General features: G+C 71.7%; 17 protein-coding genes and 2 pseudogenes. 9 read left to right on the forward strand and 10 right to left on the reverse strand.

The features are described 5' to 3' along the window. Positions 1 to 97: 97 nt before the first annotated feature. Positions 98 to 244, forward strand: a pseudogene (locus ACL02T_RS25155) (IS3 family transposase); the annotation flags it as partial. A gap of 101 nt (positions 245 to 345) precedes the next feature. Here ACL02T_RS25155 and ACL02T_RS25160 read toward each other — a convergent pair. After that, positions 346 to 1088, reverse strand: a pseudogene (locus tag ACL02T_RS25160) (transposase family protein); the annotation flags it as partial. Positions 1089 to 1284: 196 nt separating this feature from the next. Between ACL02T_RS25160 and ACL02T_RS25165 the strand changes: the two are divergent. From ACL02T_RS25165 to ACL02T_RS25175, 3 genes are all read left to right on the forward strand, one after another. Further along, positions 1285 to 2121 carry an SDR family NAD(P)-dependent oxidoreductase gene (locus ACL02T_RS25165; RefSeq protein WP_412833235.1) on the forward strand — a complete coding sequence of 279 codons (837 nt, stop codon included), beginning with the start codon at positions 1285 to 1287 and terminating at the stop codon, positions 2119 to 2121. An 84-nt stretch (positions 2122 to 2205) separates the two neighbouring features. Further along, positions 2206 to 3762 carry a class I adenylate-forming enzyme family protein gene (locus tag ACL02T_RS25170; RefSeq protein WP_412833236.1) on the forward strand — a complete coding sequence of 519 codons (1557 nt, stop codon included), beginning with the start codon at positions 2206 to 2208 and terminating at the stop codon, positions 3760 to 3762. Next, positions 3759 to 4547, forward strand: coding sequence for an enoyl-CoA hydratase/isomerase family protein (locus tag ACL02T_RS25175; protein ID WP_412833237.1), 789 nt, complete (start codon positions 3759 to 3761; stop codon positions 4545 to 4547). Before ACL02T_RS25170 ends, ACL02T_RS25175 begins: the two co-directional genes overlap by 4 nt. A gap of 55 nt (positions 4548 to 4602) precedes the next feature. Here ACL02T_RS25175 and ACL02T_RS25180 read toward each other — a convergent pair whose 3' ends face one another. The 5 genes from ACL02T_RS25180 to ACL02T_RS25200 are packed head-to-tail and all read right to left on the reverse strand — an operon-like array spanning position 4603 to position 8201. Then, positions 4603 to 5745, reverse strand: a complete 1143-nt coding sequence (locus ACL02T_RS25180) for an acetyl-CoA acetyltransferase (protein WP_412833238.1) — start codon at positions 5743 to 5745, stop codon at positions 4603 to 4605. Then, the gene (locus ACL02T_RS25185) at positions 5742 to 6116 is read right to left on the reverse strand and encodes a Zn-ribbon domain-containing OB-fold protein (RefSeq protein ID WP_412833239.1); all 375 of its coding nucleotides are present in this window, start codon (positions 6114 to 6116) and stop codon (positions 5742 to 5744) included. Before ACL02T_RS25185 ends, ACL02T_RS25180 begins: the two co-directional genes overlap by 4 nt. After that, positions 6113 to 6925: an N-acyl homoserine lactonase family protein gene (locus ACL02T_RS25190; RefSeq protein ID WP_412833240.1), complete on the reverse strand. Its 813-nt coding sequence runs from the start codon at positions 6923 to 6925 to the stop codon at positions 6113 to 6115. Before ACL02T_RS25190 ends, ACL02T_RS25185 begins: the two co-directional genes overlap by 4 nt. Then, on the reverse strand, positions 6922 to 7809 hold the full coding sequence (locus ACL02T_RS25195; RefSeq protein ID WP_412833241.1) for an NAD(P)-dependent oxidoreductase: 888 nt from the start codon (positions 7807 to 7809) through the stop codon (positions 6922 to 6924). Before ACL02T_RS25195 ends, ACL02T_RS25190 begins: the two co-directional genes overlap by 4 nt. Continuing rightward, positions 7806 to 8201 (reverse strand): carboxymuconolactone decarboxylase family protein, encoded by a 396-nt coding sequence (locus ACL02T_RS25200; RefSeq protein WP_412833242.1) that lies wholly within the window; start codon positions 8199 to 8201, stop codon positions 7806 to 7808. The genes ACL02T_RS25195 and ACL02T_RS25200 overlap by 4 nt, the downstream gene beginning before the upstream one ends. A 127-nt stretch (positions 8202 to 8328) precedes the next feature. Here ACL02T_RS25200 and ACL02T_RS25205 point away from each other — a divergent pair, with 127 nt between their 5' ends. Next, positions 8329 to 9012 carry a GntR family transcriptional regulator gene (locus ACL02T_RS25205; RefSeq protein WP_412833243.1) on the forward strand — a complete coding sequence of 228 codons (684 nt, stop codon included), beginning with the start codon at positions 8329 to 8331 and terminating at the stop codon, positions 9010 to 9012. Between the two features lie 3 nt (positions 9013 to 9015). On the opposite strand, the gene ACL02T_RS25210 is transcribed toward ACL02T_RS25205, so the two are convergent. From ACL02T_RS25210 to ACL02T_RS25225, 4 genes are read right to left on the reverse strand one after another with little or no spacing between them, the layout of a single operon-like run. Next, complete coding sequence (locus ACL02T_RS25210) at positions 9016 to 9837, reverse strand: helix-turn-helix transcriptional regulator (RefSeq protein WP_412833244.1); 822 nt, start codon at positions 9835 to 9837, stop codon at positions 9016 to 9018. Between the two features lie 2 nt (positions 9838 to 9839). Next, the gene (locus ACL02T_RS25215; RefSeq protein ID WP_412833245.1) at positions 9840 to 10634 is read right to left on the reverse strand and encodes an SDR family NAD(P)-dependent oxidoreductase; all 795 of its coding nucleotides are present in this window, start codon (positions 10632 to 10634) and stop codon (positions 9840 to 9842) included. A gap of 22 nt (positions 10635 to 10656) precedes the next feature. Next, positions 10657 to 11400, reverse strand: coding sequence for an SDR family NAD(P)-dependent oxidoreductase (locus ACL02T_RS25220; protein ID WP_412833246.1), 744 nt, complete (start codon positions 11398 to 11400; stop codon positions 10657 to 10659). Positions 11401 to 11416: 16 nt separating this feature from the next. Then, complete coding sequence (locus tag ACL02T_RS25225) at positions 11417 to 12175, reverse strand: SDR family NAD(P)-dependent oxidoreductase (protein ID WP_412833247.1); 759 nt, start codon at positions 12173 to 12175, stop codon at positions 11417 to 11419. A gap of 178 nt (positions 12176 to 12353) precedes the next feature. On the opposite strand from ACL02T_RS25225, the gene ACL02T_RS25230 reads away from it, so the two are divergent. From ACL02T_RS25230 to ACL02T_RS25245, 4 genes are all read left to right on the forward strand, one after another. Further along, positions 12354 to 13571: an MFS transporter gene (locus ACL02T_RS25230; RefSeq protein ID WP_412833248.1), complete on the forward strand. Its 1218-nt coding sequence runs from the start codon at positions 12354 to 12356 to the stop codon at positions 13569 to 13571. A gap of 112 nt (positions 13572 to 13683) precedes the next feature. Then, entirely contained in the window at positions 13684 to 14475 is a 792-nt protein-coding gene (locus tag ACL02T_RS25235; RefSeq protein ID WP_412833249.1) for an SDR family NAD(P)-dependent oxidoreductase, read from the forward strand. Positions 14476 to 14492: 17 nt separating this feature from the next. Then, positions 14493 to 15287 (forward strand): SDR family NAD(P)-dependent oxidoreductase, encoded by a 795-nt coding sequence (locus tag ACL02T_RS25240; protein WP_412833250.1) that lies wholly within the window; start codon positions 14493 to 14495, stop codon positions 15285 to 15287. Further along, positions 15284 to 16441, forward strand: coding sequence for a CaiB/BaiF CoA transferase family protein (locus ACL02T_RS25245; RefSeq protein WP_412833251.1), 1158 nt, complete (start codon positions 15284 to 15286; stop codon positions 16439 to 16441). The genes ACL02T_RS25240 and ACL02T_RS25245 overlap by 4 nt, the downstream gene beginning before the upstream one ends. Positions 16442 to 16446: the final 5 nt, after the last annotated feature.

Here is a 16446-nt window from a genome sequence, read left to right on the forward strand (position 1 = left end):
GAAGAAGGGCCCGGCTGGTGGGCGGCCGGTGTCGTTCGACCCGGTGAACCGTCCTGGGTGGTGGAGAGGCTCCTGATCCAGCAAGGAGACTGGAGCTGTGGGAGCACCTCGGAAGTTCGATGAGGAGACCCGTGCCCGCGCGGTCCGCCTCTACCTGGACCGTCTGCGTGATCACGGCGAGTCGAAGCTGGCCGCCCGCCGGCACGTCGGTGAGCTGTTGGACGTGAATCCGGCGACGATCCGCTACGGCCACCGCCCAACAGGGTGCGGTGGCCTGAACCTCAGCCTCTCGCAGACCCAGGACGGTTCACTTCCGTGAAGTTGGTGTGTGTCAGTGGTCGTAGGCTGGCCCTTCAACGTGTCGAACACCGACTCGATCCACTGCCGGGCCCGCCGAGGTTGCCGTGGTGGGTGGGTTCGTCGCGCCGGTCCGGGCGCAGCATCCTCACCCCCAGGGCGGCGATCTGGGCCTCGATCTCGCGTCCGGCCAGACCCTTGTCGGCCAACACGGTCGTGCCGGGCCCCCAGCCGCCCGGTTTCTGTGGCGATGGTCAGCAGGTCCAGGCAGACCTCGCGTTCCCCGGTCTTGGGGTTGGCCAGGCACACGCGATCGGCATCCCGTCCGGGGCGGCGAGCAGATAGAACTTGAGCCCCCAGGAGAAGCGCGAGTGCGCGGCGCAGTAGCCGTAGCCGGCGAACCCGGCCAGCTGCGAGCGCTTGACCGTCTCCCGGGAGGCGCCGCACGGCACCGGGGTGGCATCGACCAGACACGGGTCGTCACACCAGGCCGGGCTCACCCGGGCCAGATACGTGATCGCCTGCGCGAGCAGCGGTGCTGCCGTCTTGAGCCGCTGGTGGTAGCCGGGCTGGTTGGGCAGATACCGGAACAGGTGCCCGACCCGGCAGTAGGCGAACCGGACCCAGCGGTGCTCGTTGTCGATCCCGAGCAGGACCTGGGCCACAGCCAGGCAGACCAGTTCGGCATCGCTGAGTCGGGGCCGGCGTCCACGCCCTCGACGAGCCGGGACCACCTGGCCGTCGATCTCCACATACAGCGCGGACAGGAGGGCGTCCAGGCTGTTCGTCACAGTCGATCATGGACGCCCTCCCATCTCGTGGCCGACCGACACGCCACCTTCACGGAATCGATCATCTAGGGAGCGGTCGGACGCCGCATGTCGACGGCTCACGGATCTCCGGCCGGTCCCGAGAGCTGGCCTCATCGTTGACTCAGAGTTTTAGGTCAAATATCTTGTCCTTGTTGCCCTGATCAACGGAGGTCTCGTGCCGACACTCGTCGAACTGCTGTCCCTGTCCGGAAGAACCGCCGTCGTGACGGGCGGCGGGGCCGGGCTCGGTCGCGCCACGGTCCTGCGGCTCGCCGAGAGCGGGGCGACGGTGGCAGTCGCCGACCTGGATCCCGAGGCGGCCACGGAGGTGGCGGCCGAGGTGGTCGGCTCAGGTGGGAGCGCCTTCCCGGTGCCCCTCGACGCCACCGACCCGGAGTCGTCGACACGGGCCGCCGAGCAGGTCGTCTCGCGGACCGGGCGACTGGACGTCTGGGTGAACAACGCCGGCGTCTACCGGATGGCCGCGCTGCTCGGACCGGTCGACGAGGTGTGGAACCTGACCATGGACCTCAACGTCCGCGGTGTCCTGGCCGGTGCCCGCGCGGCGGCCAGGGCCATGGTCGCTGCGGGGTCCGGTGGCTGCGTCGTCAACATCGACTCCATCGCCGGGACGCGGGCGGGGCATCCGAGCATGACCGCCTACGCCGCGTCGAAGGCCGCGGTCCGGTCGCTGACGACGAACCTGGCCGCGGCGCTCGGCCCCCACGGCATCCGGGTGGTCGGGGTGGCACCCGGGGTCGCGATGACCGGGACGATGGTCTCCCACATCGGCGTGCTCGACTCGGCGCGGGCGGGGGTCGCCGAGCGGGGCGCCCGGCTCCCGCTCGGCCGCTTCGCCGAACCGGATGACATCGCCCGCATGGTCGTCGTCCTGGCCTCCGACCTGGCCTCCTACGTCACCGGCGCCACCCTGGGCGTGGACGGCGGGGACGGGACGGGTGGCGGCGGCCCGGTCCCGCTGGAGGTCCTCGGCGTCGCGCCCACCCGCTAGCCGATCCGTCCGTCCCGCGCGAGCATGGGCCCGCGCACTCGAGGAAGAAGGCGCCATGATCCATCGACCGTCGTCGGGCCGCCCGTGAACGGCATCGACTATCTCGACCGCGGCTGGCGGCTCGCGCCGGACCGCGCGTGCCTGGTCGACGCCACCACCGGCGCCCGGTACACCTACGCTGAGGTCCGGGAACGGACGTTCCGGATCGCGAACGGGCTGCGGGCCGAGGGGTTCGGAGTCGGCTCGGTCGTCGGGGTGCTCGCGGGCAACGACCCGGACGCCTTCGTCTGTGTGCTCGGCGCGATGCGCGCGGGCGCCACCTACCTGTCGGTCAACGCACGCAACAGCGTCCGTGAGAACGCCGAGATGTACCGGGACTTCGGCTGCGACGTCCTGTTCGTGCAGGGCGAGTTCGTGGCCAGGGTGGACGAGATCCGGGCGCTGGCGCCGAACGTCAAGCGGATCGTCCGCCTCGACGGCGCCGGGCCGGACGTCCCCGATCTCGCGGAGTACATCGCGGGCGTCTCGGCTGCGCCGTTCGACCTCCCCCATGATCACGAGCGGCCCTACGAGTACCTGACCACGGGCGGCACCACCGGCCGTCCGAAGGTGGTCGTGTGGCCCAACCGGCAGATGGAGAGCGTCGTCGCCAACTTCTCGGCGGTGGCGCCGTGCGACGTCCCGCCGGTGTTCCTGGCCGCGGCCCCGCTGACCCACCTCGCGGGCAAGTTCATGCAGTACGTGATGGCGCATGGCGGCACCGGGATCGTCATGCCGCGGGTGGACCGACAGGAGATCCTTCGGCTCATCCCCCACTACGGGGTGACGCACCTCTTCCTGCCGCCCACGGTGATCTACGACCTGCTCGACGAGCCGGGCGTCCGGGGCGTCGACTACTCCTCGCTGCGCTACTTCCTCTACAGCGCGGCACCGATGGCCCCCGCCCGGGTCCGGCAGGCGATCGAGACCTTCGGGCCGGTGATGTGCCAGGTGTGGGGACAGAGCGAGTCGGCGTGGAACACCGTCCTGCTGCCGCGGGACCACCTCGTCGACGGCGCGATCGCGGACGACGGGCGGCTGGCGAGCTGTGGCCGCCCGCTCCCGTTCGTCCAGGTCGAGGTGATGGACGAGGCCGGGAACCTCCTCGGCCCCGGTGAGCACGGCGAGCTCGTGGTGCGAGGCATGTGCGTGATGACCGGCTACCTGGACGAGCCGGAGCTGACCGCCTCGGTGTCGGCGTACGGCTGGCATCACACCGGCGACATCGGGTTCGCCGACCCGGACGGCTTCCTGCACATCGTCGACCGCAAGAAGGACATGATCATCTCCGGCGGGTTCAACGTGTTCTCGGCCGAGGTCGAGCGCGTTCTCCTGGAGCATCCCGCGGTCGCCGAGTGCGCCGTGATCGGTGTGCCGCACGAGAAGTGGGGCGAGACGATCCTGGCCGTGGTCGAGCCGCGGACCGGACGGGCTCCCGCTCCCGAGGAGCTGATCGCCTTCTGTCGGGACCGGATCGGCGGGATGAAGGCACCCAAGGCCGTCGAGTTCGTGGAGGCGTTGCCGCGCAACGCCAACGGCAAGATCCTCAAGCAGCGCCTGCGGGACCGGTTCTGGGTCGGCACGGATCGGAACGTCTCGTGACCGCCCCCGTCCTCGTCGACCACCGCGGCGGGGTCTCCTGGATCACGCTCAACCGGCCCGCCCAGCTGAACCCCCTCTCGCTCGGGCTGATGACCGAGCTGTCCGACATGCTCGACGACGTGGCGAAGGACCCCTCGTGCCGGGTCGTCGTCGTGACGGGTGCCGGGCGGGCGTTCAGCGCGGGCGGCGACCTCGACGACTTCCGCGGGAGCCTCGACGCCGGCCGTCACGATCTCGTCACGGACTCCATCGCCTTCGCCTCGGCGACCCTGACGAAGCTCGAACGGCTCCCGCAGCCGGTCATCGCCGCCGTCAACGGGATCGCCGTCGCAGGCGGGCTGGAGATGATCCTCTGCTGCGACCTGGTCGTCGCCGCGGCGGGCACCCGGATCGGCGACGGACACCTGCGCTACGGCGTCCTGCCCGGCGGCGGCGGGGCGGTGCGGTCGATGCACCGGCTCCCGCCCGCTGCGGCGAAGGAGCTGCTGCTCACCGGCGGGCTGACGACCGCCGAACAGATGCACGCGTGGGGACTGGTCAACCGGGTCGTCCCCGGCCCCGAGCTGGTCGCCGCCGTCGAGGAGCTGGCCGGACGGCTCGCTCGGCTGAGCCCCCTCGCGCTCGCGCACGTCAAGCGGGTGGCGAACGCCGCGCTCGACCGGTGCGTCGACGACGCGTTGGTGCTCGAGCAGGAGGCCTTCGGCGAGTACGTTCGCAGCCACGACTTCCGCGAGGGCGTGACGGCGTTCGCCGAGAAGCGAGAGCCCGTGTTCCGCGGCGAGTGAGGACGGGCGAGGAAGGACGGGCCCCACCGGTCGCGGTGGGGCCCGTCCGCTGCGCTCAGAGCGTGGCGGCGGTCCCGAGCAGGGCCGTCGACTCCGCGGCCAGGAGGCCGCCGTTGCCGTGGCACAGCGCCACCTCGGCACCCGCGACCTGCCGCTCCCCCGCCTCCCCGCGCAGCTGCTGGACGGCCTCGACCAGCGTGAAGATCCCGTACATGCCCGGCTGGACGCAGGACAGCCCGCCGCCGTTGGTGTTCACCGGGAGCTCGCCCCCCGGACCGATGCGCTCCGGCGAGGCGAACGCGCCGCCCTCGCCCTTCTTGCAGAACCCGAGGTCCTCCAGGAAGAGCACCACGTTGATGGTGAACGCGTCGTAGAGCTGCAGGACGTCCACATCAGCCGGCCCGAGGCCCGCCATGGCGAAGGCCCGCGGCCCGGACTCCGCGGCCGGGGTCGTGGTGAGGTCGGGCATCGCGCTGATCTGTCGGTGCGAGGTCGCGGTGGCGACCCCGAGCAGGTGCACGGGATCGCGGGCCAGGTCCTCGGCCCGCTCCCGCCGGGTGAGGACCACCGCGCCCGCCCCGTCGGTGACCAGGCAGCAGTCCAGGACCGAGAGCGGGTCGCAGACCATCCGGCTCGCGAGCACGTCGTCGACGGTCAGCGGGTCGCGGACGAACGCGTCCGGGTTGAGCTGGGCCCACCGTCGAGCGGCCACGGCGACACCGGCGAGCTGCTCGCGGGTGGTCCCGAAGTCGTGCAGGTGGCGGGCCGCGCTCAGCGCGTAGGAGGAGATCGGTTCGCGCGGGTCCCACGGCGAGTCGTGGACGGGGGCGTCCGGCGGCATGATCGACAACCCGCCGGTGCGCTGGTTGCTGCCGTAGCAGACGACCGCGACCTCGCACAGCCCCGCGTCGAGCGCGAGGGCGGCCCACTGCAGGTGGTCGAGGAAGACGTTGCCGCCGGTGTTGCTCCCGACGTTGACCGCGGGTCGGATGCCGAGGTACTCCCCGACAGCCAGGGTCGGCATCATGTTCACCATGTTGGCGGTGAACAGGCCGTCCACGTCGGACAGCTGCAGACCGGCGTCGTCGAGGGCCCGACGCACGGCCAGCGCGGTCAGGTCGAGGTGTGTGAAACCCGGCGCCGCGCCGAGTCCCGCCAGCCCGACTCCCACGATCGACGCCTTGCCGCGCAGACTCATCGCTGCTCCTCCTCGACCACGAAACCCACGGCGGGCGCCTCGCGGACCTGCACGATCCGCGGGACCACGCGCGAGCCGATCCGTACCTGGTCGGCGGGCACGCCGTCGACCCGGCTGAGCATCCGGGCGCCGCCGTCGAGATCGACCAGGCTGACGTCGTAGTCGCCGCCACGGTCCGGACGCCGGCGGACCGTCGTCGTCGAGGCGACGGTGCCGCCGCCCTCGACCACCCGCCATTCCAGGCCGGTGTTCCCGCAGCCCGGACAGAGCACGCGGGGCGGGAAGACCTGGGTGGCACAGCGGGGGCATACCTGCAGGGCGAACGTTCCCTCGTCGAGGTACCGGCGGTACTCGACATCCGGTGCGGTCATGCTTCTCCTCCGGTGGCGCCCGTCGGTACGGGCAGGGGATCGCGATCGAGCCGGACGGCGTCCGCCGTGCCGGGGAACCGGGTGAAGACCGACGGGTCGTGGCCTGGCACGACGTGGTCGGTCGACGGGACCAGCCGGTCGAACCGGTCGTAGGCCGCCATCAGCTCGGCGACGTTGTAGAGCTCGGGGAAGGCCCGCCGCTGCTGGTAGTTGGCCAGGAAGTGGCAGGCGTCGGAGGCCAGCACCACCGGCCCGCGCGCGGTCGACACCCGCACGACCTGCATGCCCATCGTGTGTCCGCCGACGTGGTGCAGGGTGATGCCGGGCGCGAGCTCGGAGTCGCCGTCGTGGAACCGCACGCGCCCCTCGAACACCCGGTGGACGAGCGTCGTGACGTCTCCGGGATGGAAGGCCCGCCCGCAGGCCGCGTGCGCCATGGCGGGCCCGGTCGCGTACCGCATCTCCCGTTCCTGGAGGTGGAACAGCGCCCGCGGGAACAGGTGCGTGTTGCCGGCGTGGTCGTAGTGCAGGTGGGTGTGGACGACGTCGGTGACGGACTCGTGGTCCACCCCCGCCGCGTGCAGCGCCTCCTCCACCGGCGTCAGCAGGCTCCGACCGCGCAGGCGCGCCTGCTCGGCGTCGAACCCGGTGTCGACGACGACGGTCCCGGCGTCCCCCCGGATCACCCAGACCGCGTAGTCCATCGGCATCGGGCGGTCGTGCGGGTCGCCGCCGACGAAGTTCTCGGCGGAGCGGCGGTCGAGCCGGGCGTAGCGCAGCGCCAGCACCTCGTGGTGTGGCCCCGTCATCCGCGCACCTGCACGCCCGCGAACTCCTCCAGCGGCCGGACGACCGCGGTGAAGTCCGCGCCCGCGCCCTCCCGGTCCCGGACGAACTGCCAGAGCTGGCGCACCGCGGAGCCGACGAACAACGGGACGCCGAGCTCGTCCGCCTGCTCGGCGAACAGCACGACGTCCTTGGTCATCAGGCCCGCCGTGAAGCCGAAGTCGAACGAGCCGGTGAGCACCGCGCGCGGGAACTTGTCCTGGGTGGCGCTGTTGCGTCCGGACCCCGCGTTGACCACCTCGACCATCGCCGCGGGGTCCAGCCCGGCCTTGGCGCCGAACACGAAGGCCTCGGCGGTCGCCGCCAACGCGGTGGCCGACAGGTAGTTGTTGAGCAGCTTCATCGCCTGGCCCTGGCCCGGCGCCTCACCGACCCGGAAGACCCGCCCCAGCTCGGCGAGCACCGGCTCGACGGCGGCGAGCTCGGCCTCCGCGCACGCGACCATCACGGCCAGCGTCCCCTTCGCCGCTCCGGACTTCCCGCCGCTGACGGGTGCGTCGACCGTTGCGATGCCCCGCTCTGCGAGCTCGGCGGCCAGTGTGCGGGCGTGCGCGGTCCCGGTCGTCGACAGCTCGACGATCCGGCGCACCCGCGAGCCGGCCGCGATCCCGGTCCCACCCAGCACCGCCTCGCGCACGATCGCGGGGGTGGGCAGGCTGGTGAGCACCGTCTCCACGGCCTCCCCCACCGCAGCGGCCGACGCCGCAGGCTCGGCCCCGAGATCGACGAGCGCGGCAACGGCCGCCGCGTCGATGTCGAAGACGACGAGGCGATGGCCCGCTGCCAGCAGCCGGCACGCCATCGGCCTACCCATGGTGCCCAGCCCGACGAACCCGATCGCCGTCACGCCGGGGCCCCCTGCTCGGCCGTGTGCTCTGCGATCGCCTCGCGGGCGACGCGGAACGAGTCGACACCCGCGGGGACCCCGCAGTAGATCGCGACCTGCAGCAGGACTTCACGGATCTCCGCGGCCGACACCCCGTTCCGCAGCGCTCCGCGGGTGTGCACTCGCAGCTCGTTCGGCCGGTTCAGGGCGGACAGCATCGCAAGGTTGAGCATGCTGCGGGTGCGCCGGTCCAGGCCCTCTCGGCCCCAGACCGCGCCCCAGCAGTACTCGGTCACCAGGTCCTGCAGCGGTCCGCCGAACTCGTCGGCCGCCGCGAGGGCACGTTCCACGTACTCCTCGCCGACGACCGCCTTCCGGATCGCCAGGCCCGTCTCGTAGCGCTCGTGGGACATGTTCCTCCTCGAACTGCCAAAGTGTTCCACCAAGGTATTTGACCCAAAATCTAGAGTCAACGAGGTCGGCGTCCCGACCGTCTTCGGTCTAGAGTGGTGTCGTGGTCAGAGACATTGGGTCAGAACGATGAGCGCCACGATCGACGCGGTCATGCCGGAGCCGCCGCGCTTCGGCCGGGAGCGGATGGCGGAAGGGGTCACGGACTACCTGCGCGAACTCATCGTGTCCGGCTCGCTCAAGGCGGGCGACCGACTGCGGGTGGAGCACCTCGCCGCACGGTTCGACCTCAGTGTGACCCCGATTCGCGAGAGCCTGATCGAGCTGTACCACGACGGCTTCGTCACCCGCGAGGCACGCCGCGGCTACATGGTCGCCAAGCTGACCCGGGAGGGCTTCACCGACCAGGTCCTGATCCTGGCGATGGTGACCGGCGAGCTCGCGGCTCGGGCGGCCGAGAAGGCGGACGAGGCGGCGGTCGCCGAGCTGGAGGACCTGCAGCGACAGCTCGAGGCGGCGAGCGACCGCGACTCCGCCGAAGGCCTCAACCACCGGATCCACCGCACTATCAACCTGCTCGCCGACTCGCCCGTCCTCGCGCGCCAGGCCGAGCGCTCCTCCCACTACATCCCCCGCTTCACCTGGCAGACCCTGGCCAACCGACCCGCCTCCTGTACCTACGACCACCGGGCTGTGATCGCGGCGATCGGCGGCCGCGAGCCCGAGGCGGCGCGGGTGGCGATGGTCGAGCATCTGAAGAAGAGCGGGGTCCGCCTCGCCGACGAGCTGGCGCAGGCAGGCATCTGGGACTGACGGTCAACGGCGACTCAGCCCGGACGAGGCCGTGAGCAGAGCGAGGGCGTCGGCGCTGGGGCTACCGGGCTCCGCCTGGTAGACGACGAGCTGCTGACCGGGGGCGTCCCGCACGTCGAACGACTGATAGGTCAGCACGAGCCTGCCGACCTGGGGATGGTCGATCTCCTTGGCCGCCCGGGTCTTTCCCCGCACCTCGTGAGCCGCCCACAGCCGGGCGAAGTCCGCGCTGTGCTCGGACAGTTCCGCGACCAGCTCGCGCAGCCGCGGATCGAGTGGATCGTGGCCCAGCGCAGCGCGGAGGTTGCCCACCGCCGACTCGTGCGCCCGCGCCCGGTCGACGTAGAAGGTCCGCCCCGCCGGGTCGAGGAAGGCCATCCGGGCGAGGTTGTCCGCCCGCGTGAAGGGCGCGTAGAGCCGGTCCGCCAGGTGGTTGGTCGCGAGTATGTCGACCGCCCGGTTCATGACGAAGGCCGGGCAGGTGGAGACCGCGTCCATCAGCTGCCGCAGCGCAGGGCTCACTGTCGTGGGTACCGCCCGGGCAGCCCCCTCAGCGACTCCGGCCAGCCGGTAGAGATGGGCGAGCCCTTCGGCATCGAGGTCGAGCGCGCGCCCGACCGCGGCGACTACCGCCGCCGACGGGTGCCGTTCCCGCCCCTGTTCGAGCCGGGCGTAGTAGTCCGCGCTCACCCCGGCCAGGACCGCGATCTCCTCGCGCCGCAGACCCGGGACCCGCCGAGGCCCCGAGCGCGGCAGACCCGCGTCCTCGGGGTTCTGGCGGGCTCGGCGCGCCTTGAGGAACTCGCCCAGTGCCGTGGTCTGCACGATCAGGTGTGCGCGGTCGCGACCGACCGGGACTCCCAGGCCGCGACGTCGCCCAGCAGCGCGTCGATCCGGCTGCGCGTGCGGCGCACGGCGTCCTCCCCCACGACAAGGTGCAGCGGCGCCGCCCCGGAGTCGACGGCCTGCACGATCAGCTCGGCGGCGCGGTCGGGGTCGCCCGGCTGCCTCCCGGACAGCCCCGCGAAGTGGTCGTCGCCGGTGGCGTACACGTCGAGCCGGGGTGTCGTGTGCCGCACGGACCGCTCGGAGAGGAAGCCGGTGCGGAACGAGCCGAGGCCGACGATCGTCGTCCCCACGCCGAACGGCTCCACCTCGCGCGCCACCGCCTCGGACAGCGCCGAGACCGCGGCTTTCGCGGCGGCGTAGATCGCGGAGCCGGGCAGCGGGTCGAGTGCCGCGATCGAGGTGATGTTGACCAGGTGCCCGCGGCTGCGACGCAGGTGCGGCAGCGCGGCCCTGGTCAGGCGCAGGGGGCCGAAGAAGTTGACCTCGAAGAGCTGGGCGGCCTGCTCGTCGGTGGTCTCCTCGACCGGGCCCAGCAACCCGTACCCCGCGCTGTTGACGAGGACGTCGAGGCCACCGGCCAGCTCGACGGCGCGCTCGACGGTCGGCCGGGCCGCCGTCGGATCGTCGACGGACAGGGGCAGGACGTGCAGCCCCGGCAGGTCGCACACGCCGTCCCGAGTGGTTCCGACGACGGTGTGACCTGCCTCGAGCGCGCGTTCGGCGAGGCAGCGGCCCAGGCCGCGGCCGACCCCGGTGATGAACCAGATTGCCATGTCTATCTCCTCTTCACGGTGGTCAGTGCGCGGTGAGGCCGCCGTCGACGACCAGCTCGGCACCGGTGACGAACGACGCCTCGTCGGAAGCGAGGAACAGGTACGCCGGAGCGATCTCCTCCGGGCGGGCGGGACGGCGCATCGGGGTCCGGGCGACGTCCGGCTGAGCGTCCCCCTGCTCGTCGAGCAGGACCTGGATCATCGGGGTGGTGACGACCCCGGGGTGCACGGTGTTGACCCGCACCCCCTGCCGTGCGTACTCGACGGCCGCGGTCTTGGTCAGCAGCCGGACCGCACCCTTGGTGGCCTGGTACGCCGCGGCAGCCCCGCTGCCGACCAGCCCCAGCACCGACGAGGTGGTGACGATCGCCCCGTTCCCGCTCGCCCGCAGCAGCGGCAGGACCGCCCGCATACCGAGCCACGTGCCGGTCTGGTTGACCGCGACGACACGCTCCCACGCGTCGGGGGTCGTGTCCTCGACGCCGGGCCAGTCGACGATCCCGGCGAGCGTAACGAGGACGTCGAGTCCACCGAACCGCTGCCGCACCCCCTCGACGGCGCGTGTCCAGTCCTCCTCCGAGGTCACGTCCAGCCGCACGGCGAGGACCTCGGTCCCGAGCCGCTCGGCGAGCGTGGCCAGCGCGGCCTCGTCGAGGTCGGCGATCGCCAGCGCCGCTCCCTCCCTCGCGAACAGTTCGGCCGTCGCTCGACCGATCCCGCCCGCGGCGCCGCTGATCAGGGCGGTACGCCCCTCGAGTCTTCCCATCGTCTATCCCCGTCCGTCAGGCTGCGGTGAAGCCGCCGTCGGCGGCCACGACCGCGCCGGTGATGAAGCTGCTGCGAGCCGAGGCCAGGAACCCGATGACTTCGGCGATCTCTTCGGGCTGCGCAATCCGGCCCAGCGGATGAAGGGGGCCGAAGGACCGCAGGTAGGCGCGGCCGTCCGGGCGGACGTCGTTCAGAAGGTCGGTCTCGACGACCCCCGGCGCGACGACGTTGGCCCGGATCCCGTGCGGGCCGCCCTCCAGCGCGATCACCTTCGTCAGCTGCGCCAGCGCCCCCTTCGAGGCGCTGTAGGCCGATCCCTCGGGCAGGCCCACCGTGCATGTGTAGGACCCGACATTGACGATCGACCCGCCGCGTCCGGCGGCGTGCATCTGCCGGAACGCCTCCCGGGCGTGCAGGAATGTGCCGCGGGCGTTCACGGCCACCAGGTCGTCCCAGTCCGCGAGGGTCGTGTCGACCAGTGGTCGGTTCACCGTGCGGCCCGCATTGTTGACCAGGACGTCCAGGCCGCCGAACCGGTCCCGGGCGAGGCGGACCGCGTGCACCGCGGTCTCCTCGTCCGCGACGTCTCCGACGAGGACCTCGACCGCACCGGGGTCCGCGAGCCGCTCGACGTCCGCGCTGAGATCCTCCGCGACCACGCGCACGCCGCGCGCCCGCAGCCATTGCACGGTCGCGAGGCCCACCCCGCGCGCCGCGCCCGTCACCACCGCGACGGAACCCTTCACACGGTCGCCATCCGCGTCATCACCCATCGCCTTCTCCTCCGTCGGTCCCGACCGAGGCTCGTGCCCGGCCGGGCGGGTGGCCAGGCCCATCCCTTCCTGGGTGTGTCACACCCAGGCTCCCCATCCCCACGGCCTTGACGGAACAGATTTTGGGTCAAATACTTCGTGCCTGGCAAGTCGAGACCGACCGAGACGAGGACGAACGATGTCGTTCCCCAGCACTCCGGCCCCACCGGACGACGCCACGCCGGCACCCGAGGAGGTGCGCGCACCCGCGGCGATCAGCAAGCGGGTCGTGGTCGCCTCGACCCTCGGCACGATCACCGAGTACTACGAGCTCACCGTCTACACCTACCTCACCACGGTCATCGCGGTGCTGTTCTTCCCGTCGGAGAACCCGACGGTCTCCCTGCTCGCGGCGCTGGCCGCCTTCGCGGCCTCCTTCATCGTCCGGCCCGTGGGCGGGCTCGTCTTCGGCTGGATCGGCGACCGCTACGGCAGGCGGAAGGCGCTCGTCATCGCGCTGCTGGGGATGGCACTCGCCACCTTCGCGGTCGGCGTGCTCCCCACGTTCGCCGCGTTCGGCGTCGGCGCCACCGTCCTGCTGATGATCGCCCGGATCGGCCAGGGACTGTCCGCGGGCGGCGAAATCGGCGGCGCGGCCGCCTATCTCGCCGAACAGTCCCCGAACCACCGGCGCGGCTTCTACACGAGCCTGGTCAACATCGGGGTGCTGGGCGGGACGGCGAGCGCATCGCTCGCCGTGCTCGCTCTGAACGCGATCCTGACCCGCGAGCAGATGCTGGACTGGGGCTGGCGGCTCCCGTTCCTCATCGCCCTGCCGCTCGGCCTGATCGGGATCTACATTCGACGACGGCTGGAGGACTCGCCACAGTTCCTGGCGGCGAAGGAGGACGGCAGACTCCCCAAGGTCCCGGCGGTCGAGCTCCTGCGGAGCCACCGCACGGCGCTGGCCTACGGCTTCGTCGTCGCCTCGCTGATCTTCGGCACGTTCTACGTCATCTTCTCCTACACCCAGATCCTGCTGGTACAGGTCGTGAAGCTCAGCCCGACGATCGCCACCCTGAGCCCCACGGTCGCGCTCCTGGTCGGTCTTGCCTTGCAACCGCTCTTCGGCAAACTCGGCGACCGCATCGGACGCCGCAGGATGCTCGCGGCGGCCTTGGTCTCGATGCTCGTTCTGGCGTTCCCGACCTTCCTGATGCTCACCTCCGGCGACATCGCCCTCGTGATCATCGGAAACGCGCTGCTCGGTGTCCCGGTGATACTGATCCAGGCGGTCGACCTCGGATCCTCTGCGAGCTCTTCCCGACCACCGTGCGCTACAGCGGCGTCTCCTTGTGCTTCAACGTCGCCGCGATCGTGTTCGGCGGCACCACCCCGCTCCTGTGCACCTGGCTGATCAGCGTGACCGGCAGCCCGCTCGCGCCCGCTTTCTACCTCGTGGCGCTCTGTCTGGTCGCCGCGCCCTTCGTCGCCACGATGAAGGAGACCGCCAACCGCCCCCTGCCGCAGTGACCGGCCCGCTGACCGACCGGGTCGCGATCGTCACCGGCGCCGGGTCGGGTATCGGCGCGGCCACCGCGGCGCGGTTCGCCAAGGCAGGAGCTGTCGTGGTCTGCGCGGACATCGACCCGACGGCGGCGAAGGAGGTGGCGACCCGCCTCGGCTCGGCAGGGGCCGCCGCCGAGGCCGCCACGGTGGACGTCTCGCTCGGCGCGGACGTTGAGGCGATGGTCCAGGCCGTTCGTGCGCGGCACGGTCGGATCGACGTGCTGGTGAACAACGCGGGCGTCGGCAGCTCGGGTGCGGCGGTCGACGTGGACGAGGACGAGTGGAACCGTGTGCTCGCGGTGAACCTGACCGCCGTCTGGCGGTGCTCCCGAGCGGTGCTCCCGGTGATGGCGGGCGCCGGGTCCGGGTCGATCGTCAACCTCGCCAGCATCACCGCCCTGCACGGCTACCCCCGGATGGCGGCCTACAGCGCCGCGAAGGGCGGCGTGATCGCCCTCACCCGGCAGATGGCGGCCGATGCGGCCACCCACGGGGTGCGGGTCAACGCCGTGGTCCCGGGAACCGTCCACACCCCACTCACCCAGACGTTGTGGGACGACGGCGGCGGCTTCGGCGGTACTGCGTCCTCCGTCGAGGAGCAGGTGGCCGCCGCCGGGGCCGGCTACCCGCTGGGTCGGCTGGGCACCCCGGACGAGCCGGCTGCCCTGATCGCCTTCCTCGCCGGCGCCGACTCGCGCTGGATCACCGGCCAGGTGTACGTCGTCGACGGCGGCCGCACCGCCGTCGGATGACCTACCGAAGGGAACACATGAGCATGCTGGACCACGCGGTGCCCGCCGCGCGCGACCTCGCCGTCACCGGCCGATCGGTGATCATCACGGGCGCGGGCCAGGGCATCGGCGCCGAGTACGCCCGCCACTTCGCCGCGGCGGGGGCCCGCTGCACCGTCGTCGACGTCGACCCGGACACCGCCCGCGCTGTCGCCGACCAGATCACCGACGCAGGCGGCACGGCGTTCGCCCAGGCCGTCGACATCACCGATCCCACCGGGACCGAGGAGCTCGCGCGGACCGTCGTCGAGCGGTTCGGGCGGGTCGACGCACTGATCAACAATGCGGCGATCTTCGCGGGGCTGACGCTGCGTGGCCTGGAGGAGATCCCGCTCGACGAGTGGGACCGCGTCCTGCAGGTCAACGTCACCGGTACCTACCTGCCGACCCGGGCCGTCGCGCCGTACATGCGGGCGGCGGGGACAGGCCGGATCGTCAACGTCGGCAGCGCGGCCGTCCCCCAAGGGCTCGTGGACTGTCTGCACTACGTCACCTCCAAGAGCGCGATCGTCGGCATGACCTACTCGATGGCCCGCGAGCTCGGCCCCCACGGCATCACCGTCAACGCGATCCAGCCGGGAGGCACCCGCACCGAGGTGGCGCGCAAGACGCAGACCGACGAGGGGCGGGCGCTGATGCTCGCACGCCAGTGCATCAAGCGACACGAGGTACCCGCCGACCTCGTCGGGCTCGCCCTGTTCCTGTGCAGCGACGCCTCGGCCTTCCTGACCGGTCAGGTCATCGCCTGCGACGGGGGCTCCACCCACCGATGAACGGTCCACTGCACGGCCTCACGGTCGTGAGCATCGAACAGGCCGTCGCCGCACCGTTCGCGACTCGGCAGCTCGCCGACCTCGGTGCACGCGTGATCAAGGTGGAACGCACGGACGGAGGCGACTTCGCCCGGGGCTACGACACCTCCGTCCACGGACAGTCGAGCTACTTCGTCTGGCTCAACCGAGGCAAGGAGTCGCTCACGCTGGACCTCAAGTCCGATCACGGACACCGGGTCCTCCGGGCACTGCTGGAGCGAGCCGACGTCCTCGTCCAGAACCTCGCACCCGGTGCGGCGGACAGGCTCGGGCTCGGCGGGCCCGAGCTCCGCGAGCGCCATCCGGGCCTGATCACGTGTGCGATCAGCGGATACGGATCCGGCAGCACCTGGTCCGATCGCAAGGCCTACGACCTGCTCATCCAGTGCCAGGCGGGCCTCGTCGCGGTGACCGGGACCGCCGAGGAGCCTGCTCGCGTCGGGATCTCCGTCGCCGACATCGCCACAGGCATGTACGCCTACAGCGGAATCCTCACCGCACTCTACGACCGGGAGCGCACCGGCCGCGGGCATTCGGTCGACGTCTCGCTGTTCGACTCCCTCGCCGAGTGGATGAGCCAGCCCGCCTACTACACCCGCTACGGCGGCAACCCCCCACCACGGCTCGGCACCGCGCACGCCACCATCGCCCCGTACGGCACCTACCGCGCCGCCGACGGTCGCGACCTCCTCCTCACCATCCAGAACGAACGAGAGTGGGCGCGCCTGTGCACGCAGGTGCTCGACAGGCCAGACCTCGTGGCCGACCCGAGGTTCGCCTCCGGAAGCAGCCGCGTGCGGAATCGCCGTGAGCTGGACCCGGTCATCGGCGAGTGGCTGGCGGGCCTCGATGCCGACACCGCGGCCGCCGTACTGGACCGAGCGGGGATCGCCAACGCTGGCGTCAACTCGGTCGCGGAGTTCCTCGACCACCCCGTCCTCGTCGAACGCGACCGCTGGCGCGCCGTGCAGACGCCGGGCGGCGTGGTGCAGGGACTGGTCCCACCCGTCCGTCTCGACGGCACCGATGCCCCCCTGCGGCCGGTACCCGCCCTCGGCGAGCACACCCGCCGAATCCTCGACGAGCTCGATCTCGCCCCCGCCCGACAGGAGTAGCCCTG

The sequence above is a fragment of the Pseudonocardia oceanicola genome (genome assembly GCF_047200735.1).
In the GTDB taxonomy this organism is placed as follows: domain Bacteria; phylum Actinomycetota; class Actinomycetes; order Mycobacteriales; family Pseudonocardiaceae; genus Pseudonocardia.

Excerpts from the sequence above, each read along its gene's own strand:
- ACL02T_RS25180 (WP_412833238.1), bottom strand. The coding sequence starts at position 5,745 with ATGAGTCTGCGCGGCAAGGCGTCGATCGTGGGAGTCGGGCTGGCGGGA.
- ACL02T_RS25185 (WP_412833239.1), bottom strand. The coding sequence starts at position 6,116 with ATGACCGCACCGGATGTCGAGTACCGCCGGTACCTCGACGAGGGAACG.
- ACL02T_RS25190 (WP_412833240.1), bottom strand. The coding sequence starts at position 6,925 with ATGACGGGGCCACACCACGAGGTGCTGGCGCTGCGCTACGCCCGGCTC.
- ACL02T_RS25200 (WP_412833242.1), bottom strand. The coding sequence starts at position 8,201 with ATGTCCCACGAGCGCTACGAGACGGGCCTGGCGATCCGGAAGGCGGTC.
- ACL02T_RS25205 (WP_412833243.1), top strand. The coding sequence starts at position 8,329 with ATGAGCGCCACGATCGACGCGGTCATGCCGGAGCCGCCGCGCTTCGGC.
- ACL02T_RS25215 (WP_412833245.1), bottom strand. The coding sequence starts at position 10,634 with ATGGCAATCTGGTTCATCACCGGGGTCGGCCGCGGCCTGGGCCGCTGC.
- ACL02T_RS25220 (WP_412833246.1), bottom strand. The coding sequence starts at position 11,400 with ATGGGAAGACTCGAGGGGCGTACCGCCCTGATCAGCGGCGCCGCGGGC.
- ACL02T_RS25225 (WP_412833247.1), bottom strand. The coding sequence starts at position 12,175 with ATGGGTGATGACGCGGATGGCGACCGTGTGAAGGGTTCCGTCGCGGTG.
- ACL02T_RS25230 (WP_412833248.1), top strand. The coding sequence starts at position 12,354 with ATGTCGTTCCCCAGCACTCCGGCCCCACCGGACGACGCCACGCCGGCA.
- ACL02T_RS25240 (WP_412833250.1), top strand. The coding sequence starts at position 14,493 with ATGAGCATGCTGGACCACGCGGTGCCCGCCGCGCGCGACCTCGCCGTC.
- ACL02T_RS25245 (WP_412833251.1), top strand. The coding sequence starts at position 15,284 with ATGAACGGTCCACTGCACGGCCTCACGGTCGTGAGCATCGAACAGGCC.